The 22,234-nt window shown below is 65.6% G+C and carries 21 protein-coding genes; 4 read left to right on the top strand and 17 right to left on the bottom strand.

Annotated elements, in window-relative coordinates:
* The first annotated feature begins 78 nt into the window (after window positions 1–78).
* Window positions 79–780, top strand: a complete 702-nt coding sequence (locus tag AB6802_RS08365; RefSeq protein ID WP_371009583.1) for an SDR family oxidoreductase — start codon at window positions 79–81, stop codon at window positions 778–780.
* Between the two features lie 23 nt (window positions 781–803).
* On the opposite strand, the gene AB6802_RS08360 is transcribed toward AB6802_RS08365, so the two are convergent.
* Together AB6802_RS08360 and AB6802_RS08355 are read right to left on the bottom strand one after the other, a co-directional pair.
* Entirely contained in the window at window positions 804–1,034 is a 231-nt protein-coding gene (locus tag AB6802_RS08360; RefSeq protein WP_371009582.1) for a hypothetical protein, read from the bottom strand.
* Between the two features lie 89 nt (window positions 1,035–1,123).
* Entirely contained in the window at window positions 1,124–1,567 is a 444-nt protein-coding gene (locus tag AB6802_RS08355; RefSeq protein ID WP_371009581.1) for an SRPBCC family protein, read from the bottom strand.
* Window positions 1,568–1,968: 401 nt separating this feature from the next.
* Here AB6802_RS08355 and AB6802_RS08350 point away from each other — a divergent pair, with 401 nt between their 5' ends.
* The 3 genes from AB6802_RS08350 to AB6802_RS08340 are packed head-to-tail and all read left to right on the top strand — an operon-like array spanning window position 1,969 to window position 6,483.
* A complete protein-coding gene (locus AB6802_RS08350) occupies window positions 1,969–3,396 on the top strand; it encodes a family 16 glycosylhydrolase (RefSeq protein ID WP_371009580.1) in 1,428 nt (475 codons plus the stop codon).
* 9 nt (window positions 3,397–3,405) lie between these two features.
* Window positions 3,406–5,163: a type I secretion system permease/ATPase gene (locus AB6802_RS08345; RefSeq protein ID WP_371009579.1), complete on the top strand. Its 1,758-nt coding sequence runs from the start codon at window positions 3,406–3,408 to the stop codon at window positions 5,161–5,163.
* Between the two features lie 3 nt (window positions 5,164–5,166).
* The gene (locus AB6802_RS08340) at window positions 5,167–6,483 is read left to right on the top strand and encodes an HlyD family type I secretion periplasmic adaptor subunit (protein ID WP_371009578.1); all 1,317 of its coding nucleotides are present in this window, start codon (window positions 5,167–5,169) and stop codon (window positions 6,481–6,483) included.
* A gap of 210 nt (window positions 6,484–6,693) precedes the next feature.
* On the opposite strand, the gene AB6802_RS08335 is transcribed toward AB6802_RS08340, so the two are convergent.
* The 15 genes from AB6802_RS08335 to AB6802_RS08265 form a co-directional block, all read right to left on the bottom strand.
* Window positions 6,694–7,029, bottom strand: coding sequence for a hypothetical protein (locus AB6802_RS08335; RefSeq protein WP_371009577.1), 336 nt, complete (start codon window positions 7,027–7,029; stop codon window positions 6,694–6,696).
* Window positions 7,004–8,074 (bottom strand): helix-turn-helix domain-containing protein, encoded by a 1,071-nt coding sequence (locus AB6802_RS08330; protein WP_371009576.1) that lies wholly within the window; start codon window positions 8,072–8,074, stop codon window positions 7,004–7,006. The genes AB6802_RS08335 and AB6802_RS08330 overlap by 26 nt, the downstream gene beginning before the upstream one ends.
* A gap of 392 nt (window positions 8,075–8,466) precedes the next feature.
* Window positions 8,467–8,733: a hypothetical protein gene (locus AB6802_RS08325; protein WP_371009575.1), complete on the bottom strand. Its 267-nt coding sequence runs from the start codon at window positions 8,731–8,733 to the stop codon at window positions 8,467–8,469.
* Window positions 8,734–8,961: 228 nt separating this feature from the next.
* Window positions 8,962–9,918, bottom strand: a complete 957-nt coding sequence (locus AB6802_RS08320; RefSeq protein ID WP_371009574.1) for a DMT family transporter — start codon at window positions 9,916–9,918, stop codon at window positions 8,962–8,964.
* Between the two features lie 90 nt (window positions 9,919–10,008).
* Window positions 10,009–10,287, bottom strand: a complete 279-nt coding sequence (locus tag AB6802_RS08315; protein ID WP_371009573.1) for a hypothetical protein — start codon at window positions 10,285–10,287, stop codon at window positions 10,009–10,011.
* Window positions 10,288–10,563: 276 nt separating this feature from the next.
* Entirely contained in the window at window positions 10,564–11,736 is a 1,173-nt protein-coding gene (locus tag AB6802_RS08310) for an NAD(P)/FAD-dependent oxidoreductase (RefSeq protein ID WP_371009572.1), read from the bottom strand.
* Between the two features lie 17 nt (window positions 11,737–11,753).
* Entirely contained in the window at window positions 11,754–13,073 is a 1,320-nt protein-coding gene (locus AB6802_RS08305; RefSeq protein WP_371009571.1) for an aspartate aminotransferase family protein, read from the bottom strand.
* A 135-nt stretch (window positions 13,074–13,208) separates the two neighbouring features.
* Window positions 13,209–14,189 carry a GlxA family transcriptional regulator gene (locus AB6802_RS08300; RefSeq protein ID WP_371009570.1) on the bottom strand — a complete coding sequence of 327 codons (981 nt, stop codon included), beginning with the start codon at window positions 14,187–14,189 and terminating at the stop codon, window positions 13,209–13,211.
* A 130-nt stretch (window positions 14,190–14,319) separates the two neighbouring features.
* Entirely contained in the window at window positions 14,320–16,020 is a 1,701-nt protein-coding gene (locus tag AB6802_RS08295) for an ABC transporter ATP-binding protein (protein ID WP_371009569.1), read from the bottom strand.
* Between the two features lie 14 nt (window positions 16,021–16,034).
* Window positions 16,035–16,979 carry an acetamidase/formamidase family protein gene (locus tag AB6802_RS08290; protein WP_371009568.1) on the bottom strand — a complete coding sequence of 315 codons (945 nt, stop codon included), beginning with the start codon at window positions 16,977–16,979 and terminating at the stop codon, window positions 16,035–16,037.
* 99 nt (window positions 16,980–17,078) lie between these two features.
* Window positions 17,079–18,680 carry an ABC transporter substrate-binding protein gene (locus AB6802_RS08285; protein ID WP_371009960.1) on the bottom strand — a complete coding sequence of 534 codons (1,602 nt, stop codon included), beginning with the start codon at window positions 18,678–18,680 and terminating at the stop codon, window positions 17,079–17,081.
* 57 nt (window positions 18,681–18,737) lie between these two features.
* Window positions 18,738–19,658 (bottom strand): ABC transporter permease, encoded by a 921-nt coding sequence (locus AB6802_RS08280; protein WP_371009567.1) that lies wholly within the window; start codon window positions 19,656–19,658, stop codon window positions 18,738–18,740.
* A gap of 2 nt (window positions 19,659–19,660) precedes the next feature.
* Window positions 19,661–20,509 carry an ABC transporter permease gene (locus AB6802_RS08275; RefSeq protein WP_371009566.1) on the bottom strand — a complete coding sequence of 283 codons (849 nt, stop codon included), beginning with the start codon at window positions 20,507–20,509 and terminating at the stop codon, window positions 19,661–19,663.
* 2 nt (window positions 20,510–20,511) lie between these two features.
* The gene (locus AB6802_RS08270) at window positions 20,512–21,096 is read right to left on the bottom strand and encodes an ANTAR domain-containing response regulator (protein WP_371009565.1); all 585 of its coding nucleotides are present in this window, start codon (window positions 21,094–21,096) and stop codon (window positions 20,512–20,514) included.
* Window positions 21,093–22,232 carry a transporter substrate-binding domain-containing protein gene (locus AB6802_RS08265; RefSeq protein WP_371009564.1) on the bottom strand — a complete coding sequence of 380 codons (1,140 nt, stop codon included), beginning with the start codon at window positions 22,230–22,232 and terminating at the stop codon, window positions 21,093–21,095. Before AB6802_RS08265 ends, AB6802_RS08270 begins: the two co-directional genes overlap by 4 nt.
* Window positions 22,233–22,234 lie beyond the last annotated feature (2 nt).

Raw genomic sequence — 22,234 nt, 5'->3', positions numbered from 1 at the left:
GCCGCGCATTGGCCCATGCTAACAGAGCCTCTTCAACGCGGGCGGGACTCCCCGCCCCTAGCCAGGATGGATCGAGATATGGTGGACAAGGTAGCTCTGGTGACGGCGGGCGGCAGCGGCATGGGAGCGGCGGCGGCCAAGCGCCTGGCGGCGGACGGCTTCAAGGTCGGCGTGCTGTCCTCCTCCGGCAAGGGCGAGGCGCTGGGCAAGGAACTCGGCGGCTTCGGCGTCACCGGCTCCAACCAGTCGAACGACGATCTCAAGCGCCTCACCGACGGCGCGCTGGAACGCTGGGGCCGCATCGACGTGCTGGTCAACAGCGCCGGCCACGGGCCGCGCGCGCAGATCATCGAGATCTCCGACGAGGACTGGCACAAGGGCATCGACACCTATTTCCTTAACGCCGTGCGGCCGACCCGGCTGGTGACGCCGGTGATGCAGAAGCAGAAATCGGGCGTCATCATCAACATCTCGACCGCCTGGGCGTTCGAACCGAGCGCGATGTTCCCGACCTCGGCGGTGGCGCGCGCAGGTCTTGCCGCCTACACCAAGATCTTCGCCGACACCTACGCCGCCGACAACATCCGCATGAACAATGTGCTGCCGGGCTGGATCGACAGCCTGCCGACGACCGATCAGCGCCGTGACAGCGTGCCGCTGAAGCGCTACGGCACGTCCGAAGAGATCGCCGCGACGATCGCGTTCCTGGCCTCGGATGGAGGCGCCTACATCACGGGGCAGAACATCCGTGTCGATGGTGGCATCACGCGCGCGGTGTGAGGTAAGGAGGACGCCGCCTCAGGTCATCCGGGTCTGCGGATATTGAGCACCCACAGAAAGGCTATCGAAGCCACCAGGACGATCGAATTGCCGACCACGATGTTCCAAAATCGTGTCGGATCGTCCGCCAGCGCAACCCAATCCAGCTTGCCTCTGACTTCGCCTGTCTTGATGCCGCAGGCAATGTTGTAGATCGCTACGGCGGCGAGCGCCGCCATCAGAACAAAGAGGTCGTTGTTCTTGTTGCGATCCATAAGGCGGCTTTTTAGCCGGACTTGGTGAAATTTTGCTTACCTCGGGTAAGGCGGCGGCCGGTTAACCGGCCGCCATGCGCTCAGCTGGCCTACTGGTTGATCTCCGGCTCGACAAGCTTGGCCAGATTCGTCAGCGAATCCTGCCAGCCGAGATAGCAGGCCTCGGCGGGGATGACGTCCGGGATGCCGGCCTGGGTGATGTTGATTTCGGTGCCGACCGAAACCTTCTTCAGGCTCACCGTCACCTCGATCTGCCCGGGCAGGTTGGGGTCGTCGAAGCGGTCGGTGTAGCGCACCAGCTCGCCCGGAACGAGCTCGAGATACTCGCCGCCGAAATCGTGGCCGCCGCCGGTGGTGAAGTTGCGGAACGACATCTTGAACGAACCGCCGACCTTGGCGTCGAGGCTGTGCACCGTGCAGGTGAAGCCATTCGGCGGCAGCCATTTCGCCAGCGCATCGGCCTCGGTGAAAGCACGGTAGACCTTCTGCGGGTTGGTGGTGAGCACGCGGTGCAAATGGATGGTGCTGGGCATGTCTTCGGTATCCTGTGTTGTTCGTTGATCGATGCCCCAAGGACGGGCGGGAATAGGCCGATCCGACAGCCGCCGTCAATTTTTTGTCCCGTCGAAGGCCATGGCAGGCGCTCGTTCGCGGATGCGGCGCCGGATGACAAAATGCACTCACCCGCGCCACGCTGCCCAATATTTCGGCAATAACTACGCAATATTGATTAAAATTATCAAGCTCTCGCGCTTAAATTGTATTAGGTATAGCTTATCGTGTTCATTTGTAACCATTAATCGATGGAGAACATATTTTTATCTGTACTATAACACAAAACCTTGGAACGATGGGGTGACTCGCCGGTTGGACTGGAAGCGGCGGCTTCGATCGAGCGTCTCGGGCGGCGGGATGGCACGAGGAGAACTAAGCGATGAGCACCTTCGTCAACGCGATAGGCGTAGCCCTTCCCTATAGCGGCTCTTCCAGCCACTGGTACTCGGCTTCAGGCGCGGGGCCGGATTTGTGGGGCAGCTCCGGAAACGATTCCTTCTATGGAGCATCGGGCGTCAACACCACCATGCATGGCGGTACGGGCGACGATATCTACTATCTCTATGGCGCCGGCAACAAGGTGGCCGAGGGCTACGGGGCAGGCATCGACACGATCAGCACCTGGATGAGCTACAAGCTCCCCGACAATGTCGAGAACCTCGTCGTCACCAGCGCTAAAAGCTTTGCGTTCGGAAATGGGTTGGACAACATCATCACCGCCACGGGCGGCCACCAGACCGTGGCCGGCGGAGCGGGCAACGATGTGCTGATCGATGGTGGCGGCGGGTATGACACCTTCATTGTCGCGAAAGGCAATGGCAGTGACCTGATCGCGAATTTCGCCGCGACAGACACCGTGCGCCTCGACGGTTACGCGTTCACCTCGTTCGACGCCATCCACTCGAACATGATCCAGGCGGGGCCGAACGTGCTTTTGAACCTCGGATCCGGCGAGGTCCTCGAGTTCAAGGACACCACAATCGACAAGTTCCAGCCCGGGCAATTCGAGCTGCCGATCGACAAGTCAGGCATGACGCTGTCCTTCAGCGATGAATTCAACTCGCTGAACCTTCACAACGCCCAAGGCGGCACCTGGGACACCAATTTCTGGTGGGGCGCCGCGAACGGCAGCACGCTGACCCAGAACAACGAACTGCAATGGTATATCGACGCCAATTATGCCCCGACGAGCTCGGTGCATCCGTTCAGCGTCAGCAATGGCGTGCTCACCATCACGGCGGCGCACGCCTCGGCCGATATCAAGCCGCTGATCAACAACTACGATTACACATCCGGCATGCTCAACACGCACGACACGTTCTCGCAGACCTATGGCTATTTCGAAATGAAGGCCGACATGCCGGAAAACGCCGGGGCATGGCCGGCCTTCTGGCTGCTGCCGGAAGACGGCTCGTGGCCGCCGGAGCTCGACGTGGTGGAAATGTACGGGCAGAACCCGAATTCGCTGCTGATGACCGCGCACACCAACGAGACGGGACAGCACACCACGGTCGGGTCGACGGTGAATGTCTCGAACACCGCCGGTTTTCACACCTATGGCCTGTTGTGGACGCCGGACAAGCTGGTGTGGACCTATGACGGCGTGCAGGTCGCGGAAGCGGCGACGCCGTCCGACATGGACAAGCCGATGTACATGCTGGTCGACCTCGCGGTCGGCGGCCAGGCCGGCGCGCCGCCCGATCACCTGGCGACACCGGCGCAGATGAAGATCGACTATATCCACGCCTACACGCTGGACGATCTGCAGCAGAACCATATCAGCGTAACAGGCGAGCACACCGCCTAGGCCGGCGCGATGCGTGCGGATGCAACAACCGGTCAGCCAGGGCAGCGCGTCGAACCGCGCGCCTTGGTTCTGCGCAGGGTCTTCCGGCGCGCCATTGCCGACGCGGGCCTGTTCTCGGCGCTGATCAACGTCCTGCTTCTGGTGATCCCGCTCTATCTGCTGCAGGTCTATGACCGCGTGCTGCCTTCCTCCAGCGCCGAGACGCTCGCCTATCTGTCGGCCATCGCGGTTGCAGCGCTTGCCTTCCTCGGCTTCCTCGACGCGGTGCGCGCCATCTACATGCAGCGCATAGCCGCCACCGTCGACCAAGCGCTCGGCGCCGACACCTTCGCCGCCGCGCTCGGCACCGCCGGGGCGCCGCTGCGCGACCTCGCCTCGGCCTGCGCCTTCATCCGTTCGCGTGGCGTGGCAGTTTTGTTCGACCTGCCCTTCGCGCCGCTGTTCCTGGCGCTGCTCTATCTCATCCACCCGGTGCTGTTCTGGGTGACGCTCGGCGGTGCCGCGCTGCTTGTCATGCTGGTGATCGCCAACCAGATCGCCATCGGCCGCAACGATGCCATGTCGGCGGAGCGTTCGGCGCTGGCCAGCGAGGCCGAACAGGCTTTTACGCGCAATGCCGACACGCTGCGCGCCATGGGCATGGTGGAGAACGCCGCGCGCGCCTGGCAGCGCCATGTCTCGGAAGCACTCGTCCTGCATGACCGCTCGGCCAGCGCCAATGCCATCTTCAGCGGCGCGTCGCGGGCGCTGCGCATGATGCTGCAGCTTGCCATCCTCGGTTCCGGCGCGTGGCTGGTGCTCGATGGGCGGATGACCGCCGGCATGATCTTCGCCTCCTCGCTGGTCTCGGCGCGCGCGCTGCAGCCGCTCGACCAGCTGATCGGCGCATGGCGGCAGATCGTAGACGCACGCCGCGCCTGGGGCCGGCTCAAGGCGGCGCTGGCGGCACCGCCCTCGGCGACGCGCAAGACCACCCTGCCCGACCCGTCCGGCGCGATATCGGCGCAGGACCTGTTCTACATGGCGCCGAACGCCGCGTTCGGGACCGAGCCCATCCTCAAGCGGCTGAATTTTGCGATCCATTCCGGCGAGGCCGTGGCGATCGTCGGGCCGAGCGGCGCCGGCAAATCGACGCTGGCAAAGCTGATGGTCGGCGCGCTCAACCCAAACGGTGGCGCCGTGCGCATCGACGGGGCGGACCTTCGCAACTGGGACGACGAGCAGCGCGGCCGGCATGTCGGCTACCTGGCGCAGGACGCCGAGCTGTTCCCCGGCACGATTGCGCAAAACATCGCTCGCTTCGACGCGCAAGCCGACGATGCCGCGATCGTGGACGCGGCCAAGCGGGCCGGCGCGCATGAGGCGATCGTGGCGCTGCGAGACGGCTACCAGACGCACGTCACGGCCACGCTGTCGGGCGGCGAGCGGCAGCGGATCGCGCTGGCGCGCGCGCTCTACGGCAATCCGCGCCTGCTGGTTCTCGACGAACCCAGCACGCATCTCGACGGCGCCGGCGAAGCGGCGCTCGAAGCGACGCTTGCCGCTGCGCGAGCCGCCGGCGCGACGGTGATCGTCATCACCCACCGCCCGTCGATCGCGGCGGCCTGCGACAAGGTGATGCTGCTGCGCGCAGGCGTGATCGAAGCCTTTGCGCCGAGCGGCGAAGTGCTGCGGCAGCCGGGCGCCAAGGGCACGGCCGCTGGCTCGGTGGTGACGGGTTCGTTCATGCCGACGATGCGCCCGCACGCCATCCGCTTCGGGTCCTGAACGATGACACTGACCGTCGCCTTCGCCAACGCCCCACGCACCGATTTCCGCCGCACGGCGTTGGCCGGATATGCGGCGGTCGCGCTGTTCATCGGCGGCTTCGGCACTTGGGCGGCGAGCGCCCCGCTGGCCGGCGCCGTGGTCACGCAGGGCACGATCGCTGCGACCGGCGGCAACATCCTCATCCAGCATCGCGAGGGCGGCATCATCGATCGATTGCTGGTCCGTGAAGGCGACCGCGTCCGACAGGGGCAGGACCTCGTCCTGCTCGACCGCACGGCGGCTGAAGCCGACCTCAACCGGCTGACGCGGCAATCGATGGCGCTGAAGGCAAGTGCGGCGCGGCTGGAGGCAGAACGCGACGGCCTCGCCACGCTGGCGCCGGTCGCGGAAGCCCCGCCGGCGGCCTTCCAGCGCGACTTCGAAAAGCTGCTGCTGGAGCAGCGCAAGGAGTTCGACGCCAGGCTCGCCCGCTTCCACTCGGAGCAATCGATCCTGGCGCAGCGCGTCGCCATGCATCGCGAGTCGGTGAAGGGCCTTGCCGCGCAAAAGCGTGCCATCGACGAGCAGGCCGACATCGTCAAGAAAGAGCTCACCATCAAGACGGACCTGCTCGACAGGGGCCTGACCAACCGCAGCGAATATTCTCAGCTGCTGCGCTCGCAGGCCGATCTCGTCGGCCAGGCCGGCGCGCTGGAGGCCAACGTTGCGGCGACCAACACGCAGATCGTGGAAGCCGAGGCGCAGGCCGAGCGCGCCACCACGCAGCGCGTCGAGGAGGCGCTGACCAAGCTCGACGATGTGCGCACCAACCTTGCCGATATCGGCGAGCAGATCAGGGCGGCCGAAGCGGTGCTGAAGCGCACGACGATCACGGCGCCCACCGACGGCATCGTGGTGTCCTCGACCTACAATGCAAAAGGCAGCGTGATTGGGCCGGGCGAAAAGATCATGGAGATCCTGCCGACAGCGTCGGGTCTTGTGGTCGATGCCAGGCTGCGGCCGAGGGATGTCGACGCGGTGCATATCGGCCAGCCGGCAAAACTCAGGCTGTCGGCGCTCAACATGCGGCTCACGCCGGAAGTCCCCGCCACGGTGAGCGAGATCTCGGCCGATCGGCTGATCGACGCGACCACGCACGAACCCTATTTTCGCGCCAAGCTGAAGATTGCCGACGCCTTGCCGCCCGGCGTGAAGGCCGAACAGCTCTATCCCGGCACGCCGGTCGAGGCCTTCATCAGCACAGGCGACCGGACTTTCTTCGAATATCTGGTCCGCCCGATGATGGACTCCTTCGCGCGGGCGTTCAGGGAGCGGTAAGCGGAGCCGAGCCCTTACAATGGCTTCCGAGGGCGGGCCTTATGGGTGCGGCCGTCGCGCCGGGCCGGGGACCGCATGGCTGGAGAGATGTCGGGGCTCCGAACGTGTAGTTCAGTCCCATCCGCACCGTCTGGAACTTGACGGCACCCGCCGGTCCGGTCTGCAGAAAGGCGCACTGGCCAACCGGGTCCTGGTTCGGCCTCCCGGAAGTCAGAATTTCAAGCTCAGATCCGCCTGCACGGACTGGTCGTTACTCCCCGAACCCAGCTGTGCGCAATAAGCAATGCCGAGCTTGGCGGACGGTGTCAGGGTCAGGTCGAGCCCCGCTTCGAGCACGGCCGCATCGCGGGCGATCGGCACGCCGGAGACCGCGAATGGCGCTCCGCCGTCAAAGGCCGGCGGACGGAGAGCGAGATTGTCGGAGCGCAGCGGCGGTGCGGCGATGCTTCGATTCTCGCCCGACCAGTGCCGACCACGCGAGCGAAGATTCAAAGACTTGTCCGCCGCAGCAACCCGCTGGCTAGACTGCCGGCGTACCTTCGCCATGGAGCCAGCGCTCCATGGTGCTGAAGGCGCGATCGCCGACCAGATCGGTTTCGTACAACTCGCCGCCTAGCGCGGCGGCGCGCAATTCTGTCGGCGACATTGCGTAGGCCTGGCGAAAGGCGCGGTTGAAAGCCGAAACATTGCTGAAGCCGCATCGAAGGGCGATGGCGCTGATGCGCTCCTGGGCAAAGGCCGGGTCGACGATGAACCGATAGGCGCGCATCAGCCGCCGGCGTTCGATATAGAGGATGACGCCGCCCAGTTGGTCGAACAGGCGATAGAGCTTGGCCCGCGACACGCCGAGCTGGTCGCACAGGAACTCCGGCCCCAGCCGCGGATCATGGAGATTGGCGTCGATCAGCTTCCGGCAAGTTTTCAGGGAGGCATCGGCCGCGACCTCAGCGATCAAGCCTCGTCCGTCGCTCGATGCCCCGGCGAATGCCGCGATCATCGCCGCCGTTGCGTGAGCGGCCGCATGAATCTCGGATGGCGTGAGCGCGGGGGCTTGCTCGTAAAGCAAGCGCATATGGGCGGCAAGCATCGTGTTCAGCGCGCTGCCCCTTGGCAAAATCCTGCCGTGCAGCGCGTCGAGATCGGCGACATGCGGTTCCAGCAGCGTTCTCGGCAAAACCAGTGAGAAGCTTTTGTAGTCGGTCGAGCGCAGCGTGCTGCGGCGTGTCATGTCGAGGACGCATATATCTCCGGTGTGCACCTCCGTCGTGCGTCCCTCGGCGTCGAGGCCGAACCCGCCCTGCGAGCGGACCGTCAGGCTGGTGTGGTCGATGCTGCTGCGCGCGATGGTGCGCGCCGTGCGCTGCAGCGTCTCGGCTGAAGAGTAACCGTCGATCATCACGAGGGGCGCCAGGTTATAGCTCGTCAACCCGGCGCTGAACGACGAACGGGCCGCCGGGCTTTCGGCGTCCATGTCATAGAGCGGCGCATAACCCGACCGCCAAAGCTCGAACTCGCGCGTATTGCCGGCCTGGGTGGACAGGTTCAAGCGGTTCGGCGCGCGGCGGGCGGTTTGTGGCGCTGGCGAATCCATGGGGCGGCTTGCTCCAGAAGCTGGCGAGCCAGCGTGCCTAACATGCCCTGTTTTTGCAAGGCATCCATCATTCAGTCTGTCTTGGCCGTCTGTTCTTGGGCCGTCTGTTCTTGGGCCATATGTTCCCTGGTCGCATGTTCCTGGGTCGTGCTCCTGGGCGGAGCGCGACGCCTTGAATCCCGGCGACGGTAAGCGAGATCTCCGCCGACCGGCTGATGAACGAGGCCACATGCGACCCTTAATTCCGCGCCAGGCTGAATATCTCGGACGCACCCGGCGTGCGAGCCGGCAGCTCTACCCCGGCACGCCGGTCGAGGCCTTCATCAGCACCGGCTGCCGGACTTTCCTCGACCATCTGGCGCGGTCGATGCTGGATTCTTTTGCAAGGGCGTTCACGGAGCGGCAGCGGGTGCCGACGCGAGCAAACGCTTCAGCTTGGAGAGCCTGGCACGCGCCAGTCGCCGCGCCGGATGCTGGAATGCTTCCAGACCAGCCTCGACGAGGAAGGCCACCGTCATCAGGTCGACGAGGAAATCGTCCACGGCCTCGACGGTGGCGCATGACCGGCCTTCAACATGCCGCAGCAACGCCCGCGCCTCGACCACCGCATCCGCGCCGCCGGCCTCGATCAATGCTTCCAGCCGATTGATGAATTCCAAATGAGACTCTCCCCGCCATTCGCGGGGATACGTCCATCTTTCGAGACAAACAGCTACATATGTTAATCGACTTTTTTTGGTATCGCCTGGGCGGGCGTTGCAGTCGGACCGTCAACTCTATGGCTGTGCCCTGACATTTGCATTAGCGCAGGCGAATATTTGCCTGCTCGCGAATGGCGAGCGGCTCACGCGTTACAAACGCTGGCTTCGGCACAGATCGGGTCCGGTCTATATCCGCCCCGCGACCGCGCTGGGCTTCATCAGCGTCGCCAGCACGATGCCCGCGATGATGAAGGCCGCGCCGACCAGGTCGTAGTCGTGCAGGCTCTCGCCGAGCAGCAGATAGGCGAGCACGGCGACAAACAGGGTCTGCAGGTAGAGCAGCATGCTTGCCCGGCTGGCGCCGAGCATCTCCACGCTTTTGTTGTAGAGGTAATACATCAGGGCGCCGCCGGGACCTGCCAGATAGGCGAGCGCGAGCAGGCCGTGGAAGTTCATGGCCGAGCGCTCGTCGTTGAAGATTTCCCAGAGATGGAAGGGCAGCGCCACCAGCGCGCCGGCGCCGAGCAAAAGCACGACCAGCGGCAGGAGCTCGAGGCCGAATTTGGAGCGGCGCAAAAGCACCGTGTAGAGCGCCCAGCAGAAGGCGCTGCCGACGATCCACAATTCGCCGGCATTGAACCGCAGGTGAATGAGCGCGGTCAGGTCACCATGCGCGACGATCACCAGCATGCCCGCGAGCGCGGCAACCGCGCCAAGCGCCTTCCACAAGCCCAGCGCCTCGCCAAGCACGAGACGCGCCAGCACCATGGTCATGATCGGCGACATCGCCATGATGATGCCGGCCGTGGTCGCGTCGGTGTCGTTCAAGCCGTGATAGATCATGCCCTGGCAAAGCGTCAGGCCGATCGCGCCGACGGCGACGAGCTCCAGCGGCCGCGATTTGAGCAGCGAAAGCATTGCGCCGTGATGGCGGTGCACGATCGGCAACAGGATGGCGCAGGCGAGCGCCAGCCGCCAGAAGCAGAGGCCCCAGGGCGGCATCTCGGGCGCCACCCATTTGGCCGCGATGTAGACGCCGGCCGAAAGCAGCCAGCACAGCACCGCGGCCGGATAGCCGGAAAGCGACGCCATCGCTGCGGCCGCCGGCGTTTCCGGCCGATGCGTTATCGGTATAGCCTGCATCGCCTGCTCCCGTTCTTATGACCTCCAGACACGGGGCGAATCTACCTCATATTGCCGGCGTTACCTATCCGTGGCCGGACGCCGCTGAGCTCAATGCGCGGTGTCGGACATGTGCAGCAGATCCCAGGCCGAGCCGAGACGACCGCTGAACTGGGAGACGCAGTGTTCGGCCTCGCTGTCGTCCAGCCCATCGTCGACCAGCGCCTCGATGCTTCGCTGCATCAAAGCAAGCTGCATTTGCCGCGCATGGCTCTTGTCGGGTTCGCGCATGATGGCGGTGACGTGATAGGCGACGACAGGCTGGCCAAGACAGGACAGAAGCGCACCCGACTCCGCCGTCGCTGCAGTGACTGCTTCCTCGATTTTCATTGCGGCGCTCCTCATCAAAGATGCTGGGGCGCCTCCCCGGCAGACCGCGACGTTTCCCGCCGCTTCTTTTCCCGGCCGCGCTTGATCGCGACCAAAATCAGTATCCTCCAGAACCCTATTAAAGGCGAGCGGATAGTTAATCGATGGTTAACGAGAACGATCGTGTTTTAAAGCAATTCCAGGAAAAGTGTGAGCGGTTTTCCGTCCGGAATTGCGTCAAAACAAAGAGTTAGAGCGCTTCGCCGTTTCCATGAAACGGTGAAACGCTCTAGTCGTTCAGCGGCCGGGTCTGTTTCGCTCGGCCGAGGGCGCCAGGGCCTCCGCACCGGCCACGGAGACCGGCGCGCCCTGGAGAACCCAGTCGGCGGCGATCTGGCCGATCACCGGGGCGAGCTGGATGCCGTAGCCGCCGGCGCCGGCTGCGGTGATCAGCGACGGTTGCGACGCATCGATCGGTCCGACGAACGGGCGATGGTCCGCCGTGACCGGATAGAGGCCGGCCCAGCCCCGGCCGAGCCGCGCGCCCGGAAGATCGGGCACGCGCTCCAGCAGGAGTTCGGCCAGATCGACCTTAGACTGCTCCTCGCACTGGTCGTTGTAATTGTCCGGATCCTCCGGCGCGATCGCATCGACCTTGTGGACCTCGGCGATCAGCTCGCCCGGCTTTTCGTGGCGGAAATTGAGGCCGCTGCCTTCGCCGTTCACCAGGTCCATCACCATCGGCATCGTGTAGGCGAGCGGCTCGTCGAGATGGATGACGATCGCCTCATGGCGCTCGGGCCAGATATGCAGGCGCTGTCCAAGGAGCTCGGCCACTTGCGGCGCCCAGGCGCCGCCGGCATTGACCACGACATCGCAATCGACAAGTCGTCGCTCGCGATCGACAGGGTCACCATTGGTTTCCAGCCGGTAGCCGCCCGGCCGCCTCTGCACGCCAAGCAGCTTGCGGTACTGGCGCACTTCGCCGCCCTTGGCGCGGACCATGCCTGCCAGCAGATTGCACATGTCGTGCGGGTCGAGGAACCCGTCGTCGGGCCCGAATAACCCGCCTTCGAGGCCGTCGGGATTGATGTGCGGCACGAGCTCCCGGAGTTCGTTGGCGCGGACAAGCCGTGACCGCAAACCCACCTCGCGCTGGATCTCGACCGATCGCGCGAAAAGCGCCATCTGCGCCGATGTGCGCGCCAGCCGCAGATAGCCGATATGGTTGAAGCGCAGCCCCTCGCCTTCCCACTGTCGGAAGCGGCGCAGCGAGTGCACGCGCAACGCAACCTCGAACGGATCGGTCAATTGCGATCCGACAACGCCGACCGATCTGCCGCTCGAGCCCGAAGCAATCGACCCCGCATCGAGCACCGTCACGCGCGCACCCTGCTCGACCAGGTTGAGCGCCGTGCACATGCCCAACGTGCCGGCGCCGATCACCACGACATGTGGAGAAGCTGTCATCCTATCGTCCACCCCAATCAGGATTGCGCGGCGATCTCGCCCAGGGTCTCGTCGATGGCCTGCAGAATGGCGCCGGCGTCCGCCTCGGTCATCGGCGTCGACAGCGCGAACAGGCCGTAGCTGGCCGAAAGCACACCACGACCGAGCAGGCCCTTGTGGAAGGCATCGAGCTTCCCGCGCTCGGCCTGGCCTGGATAGACGGAGCGGTAATCCGTGACCGGGTGGGATGTGAAATGGACCTTGAACAGCGAGCCCAGGCCGACGCATTGGCCGGCAAGGCGATGCTTCTCGAACGAGGCGGCGATGCCTTCGCGCAACAGACCGCCGAGACGGTCGAGATGGGCAAAGCTTTCCCTGGTCAGCGCCTGCATCGCGGCAAGGCCGGCGCGCATCGTCACCGGATTGGCGGTGAAGGTGCCGCCATGCGGAAGCGCCGGCTTGCCGGCGGTCGGATCGAACACCGCCATGATATCGGCGCGCCCGCCAACGGCGCCCACAGGGAAGCCGCCGCCGATGATCTTGCCGAGCGCCGTCAGGTCGGGCGCGATGCCCCACAAGCCTTGCGCCCCCGACCATCCGAGGCGAAACGAGATGACCTCGTCGAAGATGACGAGCGAGCCCGCCGCATGGGCGATCTCGACCATGGCGTCGAGATAGTCACGCCGCGCCGGGATCAGGCCCGCGCGGTTGGGCATCGGGTCGATCAAAACGCCGGCAATGGTCTCGCCTTGCGCGGCAAAGACCGCGCGCAGCGCCTCGATGTCGTTGAAGGGCACGGCGATCACGTCGTCCAGCACGCCGCGCGGCGTGCCCTTGGCATAGGCGGTCGACCTTGGCAGATCGCCCCAATTGGCGGGCGAGGAGTCCAGGCTCACTTCGGCGAAATCGTAGGATCCATGGTAGGCGCCCTCGATCTTGACGATCTTCGGCCGCCCGGTGAAGGCGCGCGAGGCCTTGATCGCCATCATCACGCCCTCGGTGCCGGAGTTGGCGAAGCGGATCTGCTCGACGGATGGCAGGCGGCCGACCAGGAGCTCGGCAAGCTCGATCTCGCTCAGCGTCGGGGCGCCGAAGGCGGTGCCGAACGGCAGTTGCTCGACCACCGCCGCCGCGACATCGGGATGCGTATAGCCATGGATCATCGAAGTGAAATTGTTGATGCAGTCGTAATAGACATTGCCGTCGACATCCCACACGCGGCAGCCCTCGCCACGCGCGGCGTAGATCGGGAACGGATCGACAAAGACCGTGGTGCGGGTATTGCCGCCCGGCATCACCTTCCTGGCGCGCTCGAAGAGGGTTTTCGATCCGGGCATGGCGTCGGGATAATGCGGCATGGATTTTCCAGGCGGTTTTGAGCGTTGAGAGAGCGGCGGCGGGAACCACCGCTCACCACGATGCTACGATCCGTTTGCACAGCAGCGCAATCGGCCAGGCAAGGCATCGGAGGCGACCACGATCGTCGCTGGCCACTATCCCCTCCCGACGGCTCCAGCCATGCGGTTGGGGTGCCGCAGATGCGTCGGCGTTATCCCGGTCTGCTGGCGGAAGACGCGGCTGAAATGGCCGGCATTGGTGAAGCCGCAGCGATAGGCGATGTCGCCGATCTGCAGGTCGCTGCCTTCGAGCAGCGATTTCGCGTGATGTACTCTTAACGCCAGATAGGCGGCCATCGGACCGATGCCGAGCTCGGCGCCGAACAGGCGCTCGAGCTGGCGGCGCGAGGCGTTGAGGCGGCTGGCGATCTCGGTGATCGACAGTGTCTCCTGCAGATTGCTTTCCATCAAAAGCAGCGCCCGCTTCACCGCGCGGCTGGCTGCGGCGGGAAAGAGGTCGCCGACCGGCTGCACGTCGCGGCTGGAGCGGATGCGGTCGAGCACGAGGATCTTGGCGGCCTTCTCGGCTGCCTTGCTGCCGATGAATTGCGAGACGAAATAGCCGGCTAGGTCGGCCGCCCCGGTGCCGCCGGCGCAGGTGGCGCGGCCACGGTCGACGGTATAGAGGCTGTCGGCGTGGGCGTTGACCTCGGGAAACCGGTTGCGGAAATCCTTGATGTGGAACCAACTGACGGCAGCTGAGTAGCCGTCGAGCAGGCCGTAGCGCGCCAGCGTGAAGGACCCGGTGCAGAGCGCCGTCAGCGGCACGCCCTTCTCGGCCGCGCGCAACAGGAACGCCTCCTTCTCGGAGCTCAGCGCCCGGTTGGTGTCGAGCAGACCGCCGACCACGACGATGTTGTCGAAATCCTCAGGATTGCCGATCGCCTTGGTCGGCAGCAATTCGACGCCGCAGCTCGCCCGGATCGGCAGGCCGCGCTCGCCCACGACATCCCAGTCGAACTCGATGCGGCGGCTGCGGTCGCCCTCGTCGCCGGCCAGCCTGAGCGTGTCGATGAACAGCGACAGCGGCGACAGCGTGAAGTCGCGCACAAGAAGAAACGCAAACCGCCTGGCCATGGTCTATCGCAGCCGTCCGTGAGGTTGTGGTGGCGAGAAGATTATCGCGCACAGTTGCAGTCTGGAACGAGAACCGGGTGGCGCGCGTGTCTGCAAAAGGCGCAAGACGTCGGAGATGAACAACGCGATGTCAGGCCACCCCTGCCCGTCCCGGATGCGTGGCGCGCGGGTCGGGTATCGGCACGGCGGCGATCAGCTCGCGCGTGTAGGCCTCGCGGGGCGAGGACAGCACTCTGCGGCGCGGACCTGCCTCGACGATGCGGCCGGCGCGCATGACGGCGACGTTGTGGCTCATGCGCTCGACCACGGCCATGTCGTGCGAGATGAACAGATAGGAGAGCCCGAGGGTCTCCTGCAGCTCCAGCATCAGGTCGAGCACGCGCGCCCTGACCGACACGTCGAGCGCGGCGACGCTCTCGTCGGCGACGATCAGTTTCGGCTCCAGCGCCAGCGCCCGGGCGATGCAGATGCGCTGGCGCTGGCCGCCGGAAAATTCATGCGGATAGCGGGTGGCATGATCGGCGGCGAGGCCGACGCGCTTGAGAAGCGAGGCCACCCGGTCGCTGCGGTCGCGCCTTTCGCCGATGCCGTGGATGACGAGCGGCTCGGCTATGGCCGCCCCCACGGTCATGCGCGGGTCGAGCGAGGCGTAAGGATCCTGGAAGATCATCTGCGCGGCGCGCCTTACCGGCCGCATGGCGCTCGCCGAGAGGCCCTGGATGGCCGTGCCGCCGATCGCCACCGCACCCGTGAACGGGACAAGGCCGAGCACGGCCTTGCCGGTGGTCGATTTGCCGGAACCGCTTTCGCCGACGAGGCCGAGCGTCTCCCCCGGCTTGATGTCGAAGGAGACGTCCTGCACCGCCGGCGCCTCGGCGGCGCGGCGGCTGAAAAGGTTGGCGGACGCGCCGTAGTCGACGACGAGGTTCTTGACCGACAGCACCGGAGCGCTGCCCTGTGGCGCGGGCGGCCGAACGGTGGCGGTGACCCTGGGCGGCGCGTCGGTCGCGGCCAACGCGCCGAGGCGTGGCACGGCGGCGAGCAGTTCACGCGTGTAGTCGGCTTGCGGCCGCTCGAAAATGTCGAGCACGGGGCCAGCCTCGACGATGCGCCCATCGCGCATGACGGCCACACGGTCGGCCATCTCGGCGACGACGCCCATATCGTGGGTGATGAGGATGATGGCGGTGCCGAATTCCTGCTTCAGCTCGCGCATCAGCTTCAGGATCTGCGCCTGCACGGTCACGTCGAGCGCCGTCGTCGGCTCATCGGCCAGAAGCACTTTCGGCCGGCAGGACAGCGCCATGGCGATCATGACGCGCTGGCGCATGCCGCCGGAGAGCTCGTGCGGATATTGCTTCATGCGCCGCGCCGGATCGCTGATGTGGACGACGTCGAGCATGGCGAGGGCACGGCTTTCGACGCTTGAACCCTCCGCGCCCTGATGCGTCCGGATCGCCTCGGTGAGCTGCGCGCCGATCGAGTGCACCGGGTTGAGCGACGTCATCGGCTCCTGGAAGATCATGGCGATCTCGCCGCCACGCACGTCGCGCATGGCGCGCTCGGACAGGCGCGGCAAGCTTTGCCGTTCGAGCCTGATGTCGCCGCCAGCGATGCGCAGCGAGGCGCGCGGCAACAGCCGCATGATCGAAAGCGCCGTCACCGACTTGCCCGAACCGGACTCGCCGGCGATGCACAATGTCTCGCCCGGCGCCAAGGCAAAGCTGATGCCGTCGATGACGCGCCTGGCGCCCTCAGGCGTCAGCGCGTCCACCGACAATTTGTCGACGGTCAGGACGGCATCGTGAACTTGCCGAGAATCGTCCGGCATCAAATCGTCCGGCATCAATTGAAGACGATTCTTGGGAAGTAGAACGAGACCACCCAGTTCGGCATGTCGACGATCTCGCTGATGCGCAGGTCGCCGCAGACCGAGCAGAGCAGGTAGGCGTCGACCGGCTTCAACCCATGCTCCGCGGTAAGCAGGTCGACCATGCGCATGACGCTTTCGCGCGCCGCGGTCATCAGGTCCGGCCCGATGCCGGTGGTGGCCTCATAGCCGGCCGCGTCGAGATGGCGCGTCACCGGCCCCGGCGTGGTGAAACGCGGGCTTTGCAGCCGCGCGTCCTTGACCAGCTCGATCGTCGCCTCGACATCCATGCGGCTCTCGATGGCGGTGCCGCAGACCTCGCCGTCGCCTTGAGCGGCATGGGTGTCGCCGATCGAAAACAGCGCGCCCTCGACCTCGACCGGCAGATAGAGCGTGGTACCGGCCGCAAGGTCGCGGATATCGAGATTGCCGCCGACACGGCGCGGCGGCACCACCGAGTGCAGGCCGGGTTCGGCAGGTGCAACGCCGATCGTGCCGGCGAAAGGTTTCAGCGGCACGCGGCCACCCGGACCATAGAGAGCCGGCGTCATCGCGGCGGCGTCATATTTCCAGATGTGCAGCGCCGGCTCCTCGAACTGGTCGGCAAGCAGGCCGAAGCCCGGAATGTTGGCCGTCCAGCCGAGGCCAGACGGCTCGAAATGGCGCAGCGTGATCTTCAGCGCATCGCCGGGCTTCGCGCCCTCGACATAGACCGGTCCGGTCACCGGATTGACCTTGCCGAAATCCATCGTCTTGACGTCCTCGACTGTGGAGCTGGCGTTGAACTGCCCGCCCGAGGAATCGAGACATTCGAAATGGATGGTCGAACCGGGCCTCGCCGTCAGCGCCGGCGCGAAATCGCGGTTCCAGCCGAAATGGTGGCTGGCGCGATGGATGGTGTAGTCGCACTTCACGCACATGGTTGCTTCTCGTTTTTCTTGGGCAAGCCGCCTCCCGTTTGGGCGGCATCATGGGAAGGTCCCGGCGGCGGGCCGAACGCGCGCCGCCGGGGCAGCGGCCTATTTGTTCACATAGATCGCTTCGTAATCGATGACGCGGGTGGGATCGATGTAGATCTCGTCCGGGCCGCCCATGCGCTTGGACTTGGCCACCACGCGGCGCTCGTTGAAGACCGGGATCCAGGGCGCGTCATTGGTCTGGATGTCGGTGAAGATCTGCGCCCAGGCCTTGTTGCGCTCCTCGGCCTTGGCCGGCACCGGCATGGCGTCGGCGGCCTGGCCACGGGCGTCGATGTCCTTGTTGCAATACCACGACCAGTTCCAGCCGCCGGCAACCGCGCTGCCGCAGCCCAGGATCGGCCCGTAGAAGTCGGACGGATCCGGGAAGTCGGCGATCCAGCCGAGGCCGCCCGACCAGACCATCGGCGCCTGCCCCTGCGTGCCGCCGGCGGCGATCACGTTCGGGTTGGCCACCGCCTTGATCTCGGCCTTGACGCCGATCGCAGCCAGATCCTGCTGGATCGCCTGGGTGATGCGCGGCTGCGGGTCGGTGTTGGAGGTGTAGATCTGCGTCGAGAAGCCGTCCTTCAAGCCGGCCTCGGCAAGCAGAGCCTTGGCCTTTTCGGGATCGTAGGCATAGCCCTTGTAGGCCTGGTCATAGCCCGGCATCAGCGGCGGCAGCACCTGGCTGGCGGGCGTGGCGCGGCCATTGATGATGCGCACGATGCGGTCCTTGTTGATGGCCATGTTGACGGCCTGCCGCACCTTGGCGTTGTCGAACGGCTTCACCTGCGTGTTCAAGGTGACGTAGCTGGTTTCGAGCTGCTGGCGGTCGACGATCATGCCCTCGAACTCGGCCGACTTCTTCATCTCCAGATATTTCGCCGGCGGGATACCGTCGCCGGCGATATCGACCTCGCCCTTCTGCAGGCGCAACAGCGCCACCAGCGGTTCCTGGCCGACCTCGACGGTGAAGCTGTCGACATGCGGCCGGTCCTTGATGAAATAGTCGGGGTTCTTCTGGAAGACGAGGCGCTGGCCGATCGTCCATTCCTTCAGCGTGAAGGCGCCGGAGCCGACCGGGTGCTTGCCGAAATCGCCATTGGCGGCTTCCACCGCTTCCTTCGGCACGACCGAAGCGAAGTTCAGCGCCAGCACGTTGAGGAAGGTGGCGTCGGGCTGCGACAGCGTGAACTTGACCGTGTGGTCGTCTATCGCCGTGATGCCCTCCAGCGTGTCGGCGGTGCCGGCGGTCATCTTGTCGGCGCCGACGATCGAGTGGAAGAATCCGGCGCCGGGGCCTTGCGTCTTCGGATTGACCGCGCGCTCGATCGACCATTTCACATCCGCCGCCGTCACCTCGCGGCCGTTGGTGAACTTGACGCCGGAGTGCAGCTTGAAGGTGTAGATCTTGCCGTCGTCGGAGACGTCGTAGCTGTCGGCAAGTGCTGGGCCCAGCTCCGTCGTGCCCGGCGTGTAGTCGACCAGGCGCGAGAACAGCGCGTTGATCATCGACCAGTTCTGCCAGTCATAGCCGACGGCCGGATCGAGCGTGGCGATGTCGTCCTTGTAGGTGACGATGATGTCGCCGCCGTTGGTCGGCGTGTCGGCGAAGGCGAGCTTGGCCGGCACCAGCGCCGAGGTGGCGAGCAAGGCCACCATGCTGATTCTCTTGGCGAATTTGTTCATTCCAGTTCACTCCTCTGTTGGTCTTGTTGTTTATTGGCTGCGGATGCGGGGATCGACGAACGGGGCGACGAAGTCGGCGAGCAGATTGCCGAGCACGATGGCCAGCGCCGAAACCAGGGTGACGCCCATGATGATGGGCACGTCGACCTGCTGGATGGCCTGCCAGGCAAGCTGGCCGATGCCGGGCCAGCCATAGACGGCCTCGACCACCACCACGCCGCTCATGAACTGGCCGATGTCGATGCCGACCATGGCGATGATCGGCAACAGCGCGTTGGGCAGCGCGTGGCTGAGCACGACGCGGCGGCCGCTGAGACCCTTGGCATGGGCCGTGCGCACATAGTCCTGGCGCAGCACCTCGATCATGGCCGAGCGCACCATGCGCGCATACCAGCCGGCGCCGAGCACGCCGAGTGTGAGGGCCGGCAGCACGACATGCCTTGCGGTGCCGAAGCCGGACATCGGGAACCAGCCAAGCGTGGCGGCAAAGACGTATAAAAGCAGCAATGCCACAACGAATTGCGGCGACGAGACGCCGACAAAAGACAGCATCATGATCGAGCGGTCGACGAAGCCGCCGCGCCAGACCGCCGCGATGATGCCGAAGGTCAGGCCCAGCGCCACCTCGACGACGATGCCGGCGGCCATCAGCACCAATGTCGCCGGCAAGCGCGCCAGGATCAGCGGCAGCACCTCGGTCTTCTGCGTGTAGGAGCGGCCGAGATCGCCATGCAGCAACGAGCCGACATAATGCAGGAACTGCATGACCAGAGGTTGGTCGAGGCCGAGTTCGTGGCGGATGGCGGCCACCATCTGCGGCGTCGCCGAGCGGCCGGCGATCAGCACGGCGGGATCAGCCGGCAGGTAATAGAGCAAAAGGAAGGTGATGGCGGCGACGCCGAGCAGGATCAGCACGGCCTGGACGAGACGGCGGGCGAGAAAGACGGCCATGGTCACAGCCTCCCGCGCTGGGTCGGGTCGAGGATGTCGCGCAACGCATCGCCGATCAGGTTGAACGACAAGGCGGTGGCCAGGATGATCGCGCCGGGGATGAACACCAGCCAGGGCGCATCCTGGAAATAGCTTTGGCTCTCGAAGATGATGTTGCCCCAGGAGGGCTGCGGCGGCTGCACGCCGATGCCGAGGAAGGACAAGGTCGCTTCCAGAAGCACCGTGGTGGCGATGCCAAGCGTGCCCCAGACGATCGCCGTCGGCATCAGATGCGGCAGGATGTGGAGAAAGATGATGCGGCCGTTGCCGGCGCCCAGCGAACGCTCGGCGACGATGAAGTCGCGTTCCACCAGGCCGCGCGTTTCGGTGTAGACGATGCGGGCGACCTGCACCCAGTTGACCAGCGCGATCACCATGGCGACGATCCACAGGCTGGGCTTGAGCAACGCCGCGAGCGCGATGGCGAGCAGCAGCGCCGGGAACGCCATCATCAAGTCGGTGAAGCGCATCAGGAGATTGCCGATCGCGCCGCGCAGATAGCCGGCGAGCAGCCCGACGAGAAGCCCGATGGCGACGGCGACGCCATTGGCGACGAGACCGATGATCAGCGACGTGCGGGCGCCGAACAGCACGCGCGAGAACAGGTCGCGTCCAAGCGTGTCGGTGCCGAACAGATGCTCGCCGCTGGGTGGCAGCGGCGCGCCTTCGAGCGACAGGCCGTCGGTGAGCTGGTTGTCCGGCGAGAAGTGCACGATCCACGGCGCGAACAGCGCCGCCAGCAAAACGATCGCGACCACGATCAGCCCGAACAGGGCGGAAGGCCGTCTGACAAGTTCGCGCAGGACCCGCATGCCTACATCGCCCGCGGCACGGGCTCATGCCCGGCGACGATGGCAGCCGCGACATGCTCGACGGTGAGCCGGCGCTGCATGGCGAGCCGGCACAGGGTGCGGTAGGCGCCGTCCTCGTCGCCGCCTTGGGCCGCCATGATGCTCCGCATCGCGTCATGGACGATCGGCCGCAGCCGCAGGCGCTCCTCCAGGCCGGCGATGCGTGCCTTGACCGCCGTGCGTTCGTGATGGGCGTGCGTGGCAAGCACCAGCGCCGGGTAGACCGAGGCGGCGACGACCGGCTTGGCCATGATCGCGCCGGCGCCCTTGGCCAGCGCCCAGGCAATGCGGCCCGGCGCTTCGGAACCGAGGAGTGCCACCACCGGAACCGGCGCGTCGTCGCCATCCCAGGGCAACAGATCGTCCCAACCCTGGTCGGCATCGACCAGGACGATATCGGCCGGCGTCTCGGCAAGGTCGAGCGGCTTCCACTGCACCAGGACGGTGACGCCGAGGCGTTCGAGCTGCCGCTTCAGGCGCTCGATGCTGTCGTCGGAGCGATGCAGGATCGCGGCGCGCCAGGAAACGAAATTGGGCGTGCGCGTCATTGCACCACCCTCAGATGCGGGGCGTGCTGGATGGGCAGCGTGCCGACGAGATAAGGGTCGGCGGCGATGGCGCCATGCGAGGCGATGATGTCGAAACCCGCCCGAGCATTGATGCGGCCGAGATGGAACGGCAAGGCGGCATGGTTGGTGCGCGGATCGATGGCGAGCGTGCCTAGCACAGTCTGCCGCGGTCGGGCATGCAGGAAGCCGCGCACGCTGGCGGGGTCGTCGCGGTCGGCCTCCGACACCGCCTCGGCCCACAGCTTCACGGCGGCGTAGGCGCCGGCAAAGAAGCTGGAGACGCGGCGCCCGGCGCCGAAGCGAGCGGCGACGCGTTGCTTGAAGGCGCGGTTCTCGAACGACGCCAGGCTTTCGAAATAAGAGGCCGTCGAGAGCTGGCCGACGGCCACGCCCGGCTCGATCTCGCCGAGCTCGCACTCCGTCAGGTCGCAGCTCAGCACCGGGCAGCGTTCCGGCGCGAAGGCAGGATCGCGCGCGGCGAGCTGCTTGACGGCGGCCAGGAAAGCATAGCTCGACGGGCCGATCATGTTGTTGAGGATGAAGTCCGGCCGATGCCGCTCCAGATCGGCGATCAGCAGGCCGACATCGGTCTCCTCGATCGGCAGGCAGCGCTCGCCCAGCACTTCGCCGCCGGCGCGCATGAGAAGCTCGCGCGCCAGCCGGTTCATCTCCCAGCCCCAGACGTAATTGGCGCCGGCGAGATAGACCCGCTTGCCGTGGCGCGGCAGCATATAGTCGAACAGCGGGATCAGATGCTGGTTGGGACAGGCGCCGGTGTAGATGACGTTCTCGTTGGCCTCGAAACCTTCATAGGGGCAGATGTACCAGAGCAGCCCGTCATATTTCTCGACCAGCGGGATGACGTCCTTGCGCGACAGCGAGGTGATGGTGCCGATCACATTGCGGCAGCCCTCGTCGCGCAGCATCGAACGGATCAGGTCGAGATAGCGTTCCGGCTGCCCGGCCGGATCGCCGAACACCGGCTCGATGCGCACGGGGCTGCCGGCCTTCTCCAGTTCCTCGATGGCGAATTCGGCGCCGGCGCGGCAATCGCGCCCGATCGCCCCGTAGGGACCGGTGGTCGAATAGAGGATACCGACCCTGAAAATCTTCACCC

This window comes from Mesorhizobium sp. RCC_202 (assembly GCF_041355295.1).
In the GTDB taxonomy this organism is placed as follows: Bacteria; Pseudomonadota; Alphaproteobacteria; order Rhizobiales; family Rhizobiaceae; genus Mesorhizobium.
This window is presented reverse-complemented; position numbering and strand designations above follow the sequence as displayed.

Excerpts from the sequence above, each read along its gene's own strand:
- AB6802_RS08305 (WP_371009571.1), bottom strand. The coding sequence starts at position 13,073 with ATGCCGCATTATCCCGACGCCATGCCCGGATCGAAAACCCTCTTCGAG.
- AB6802_RS08350 (WP_371009580.1), top strand. The coding sequence starts at position 1,969 with ATGAGCACCTTCGTCAACGCGATAGGCGTAGCCCTTCCCTATAGCGGC.
- AB6802_RS08285 (WP_371009960.1), bottom strand. The coding sequence starts at position 18,680 with ATGGTGGCCTTGCTCGCCACCTCGGCGCTGGTGCCGGCCAAGCTCGCC.
- AB6802_RS08280 (WP_371009567.1), bottom strand. The coding sequence starts at position 19,658 with ATGGCCGTCTTTCTCGCCCGCCGTCTCGTCCAGGCCGTGCTGATCCTG.
- AB6802_RS08310 (WP_371009572.1), bottom strand. The coding sequence starts at position 11,736 with ATGACAGCTTCTCCACATGTCGTGGTGATCGGCGCCGGCACGTTGGGC.
- AB6802_RS08320 (WP_371009574.1), bottom strand. The coding sequence starts at position 9,918 with ATGCAGGCTATACCGATAACGCATCGGCCGGAAACGCCGGCGGCCGCA.
- AB6802_RS08355 (WP_371009581.1), bottom strand. The coding sequence starts at position 1,567 with ATGCCCAGCACCATCCATTTGCACCGCGTGCTCACCACCAACCCGCAG.
- AB6802_RS08275 (WP_371009566.1), bottom strand. The coding sequence starts at position 20,509 with ATGCGGGTCCTGCGCGAACTTGTCAGACGGCCTTCCGCCCTGTTCGGG.
- AB6802_RS08330 (WP_371009576.1), bottom strand. The coding sequence starts at position 8,074 with ATGGATTCGCCAGCGCCACAAACCGCCCGCCGCGCGCCGAACCGCTTG.
- AB6802_RS08345 (WP_371009579.1), top strand. The coding sequence starts at position 3,406 with ATGCGTGCGGATGCAACAACCGGTCAGCCAGGGCAGCGCGTCGAACCG.
- AB6802_RS08300 (WP_371009570.1), bottom strand. The coding sequence starts at position 14,189 with ATGGCCAGGCGGTTTGCGTTTCTTCTTGTGCGCGACTTCACGCTGTCG.
- AB6802_RS08270 (WP_371009565.1), bottom strand. The coding sequence starts at position 21,096 with ATGACGCGCACGCCCAATTTCGTTTCCTGGCGCGCCGCGATCCTGCAT.
- AB6802_RS08315 (WP_371009573.1), bottom strand. The coding sequence starts at position 10,287 with ATGAAAATCGAGGAAGCAGTCACTGCAGCGACGGCGGAGTCGGGTGCG.
- AB6802_RS08365 (WP_371009583.1), top strand. The coding sequence starts at position 79 with ATGGTGGACAAGGTAGCTCTGGTGACGGCGGGCGGCAGCGGCATGGGA.
- AB6802_RS08290 (WP_371009568.1), bottom strand. The coding sequence starts at position 16,979 with ATGTGCGTGAAGTGCGACTACACCATCCATCGCGCCAGCCACCATTTC.
- AB6802_RS08340 (WP_371009578.1), top strand. The coding sequence starts at position 5,167 with ATGACACTGACCGTCGCCTTCGCCAACGCCCCACGCACCGATTTCCGC.
- AB6802_RS08295 (WP_371009569.1), bottom strand. The coding sequence starts at position 16,020 with ATGCCGGACGATTCTCGGCAAGTTCACGATGCCGTCCTGACCGTCGAC.
- AB6802_RS08335 (WP_371009577.1), bottom strand. The coding sequence starts at position 7,029 with ATGGCGAAGGTACGCCGGCAGTCTAGCCAGCGGGTTGCTGCGGCGGAC.
- AB6802_RS08360 (WP_371009582.1), bottom strand. The coding sequence starts at position 1,034 with ATGGATCGCAACAAGAACAACGACCTCTTTGTTCTGATGGCGGCGCTC.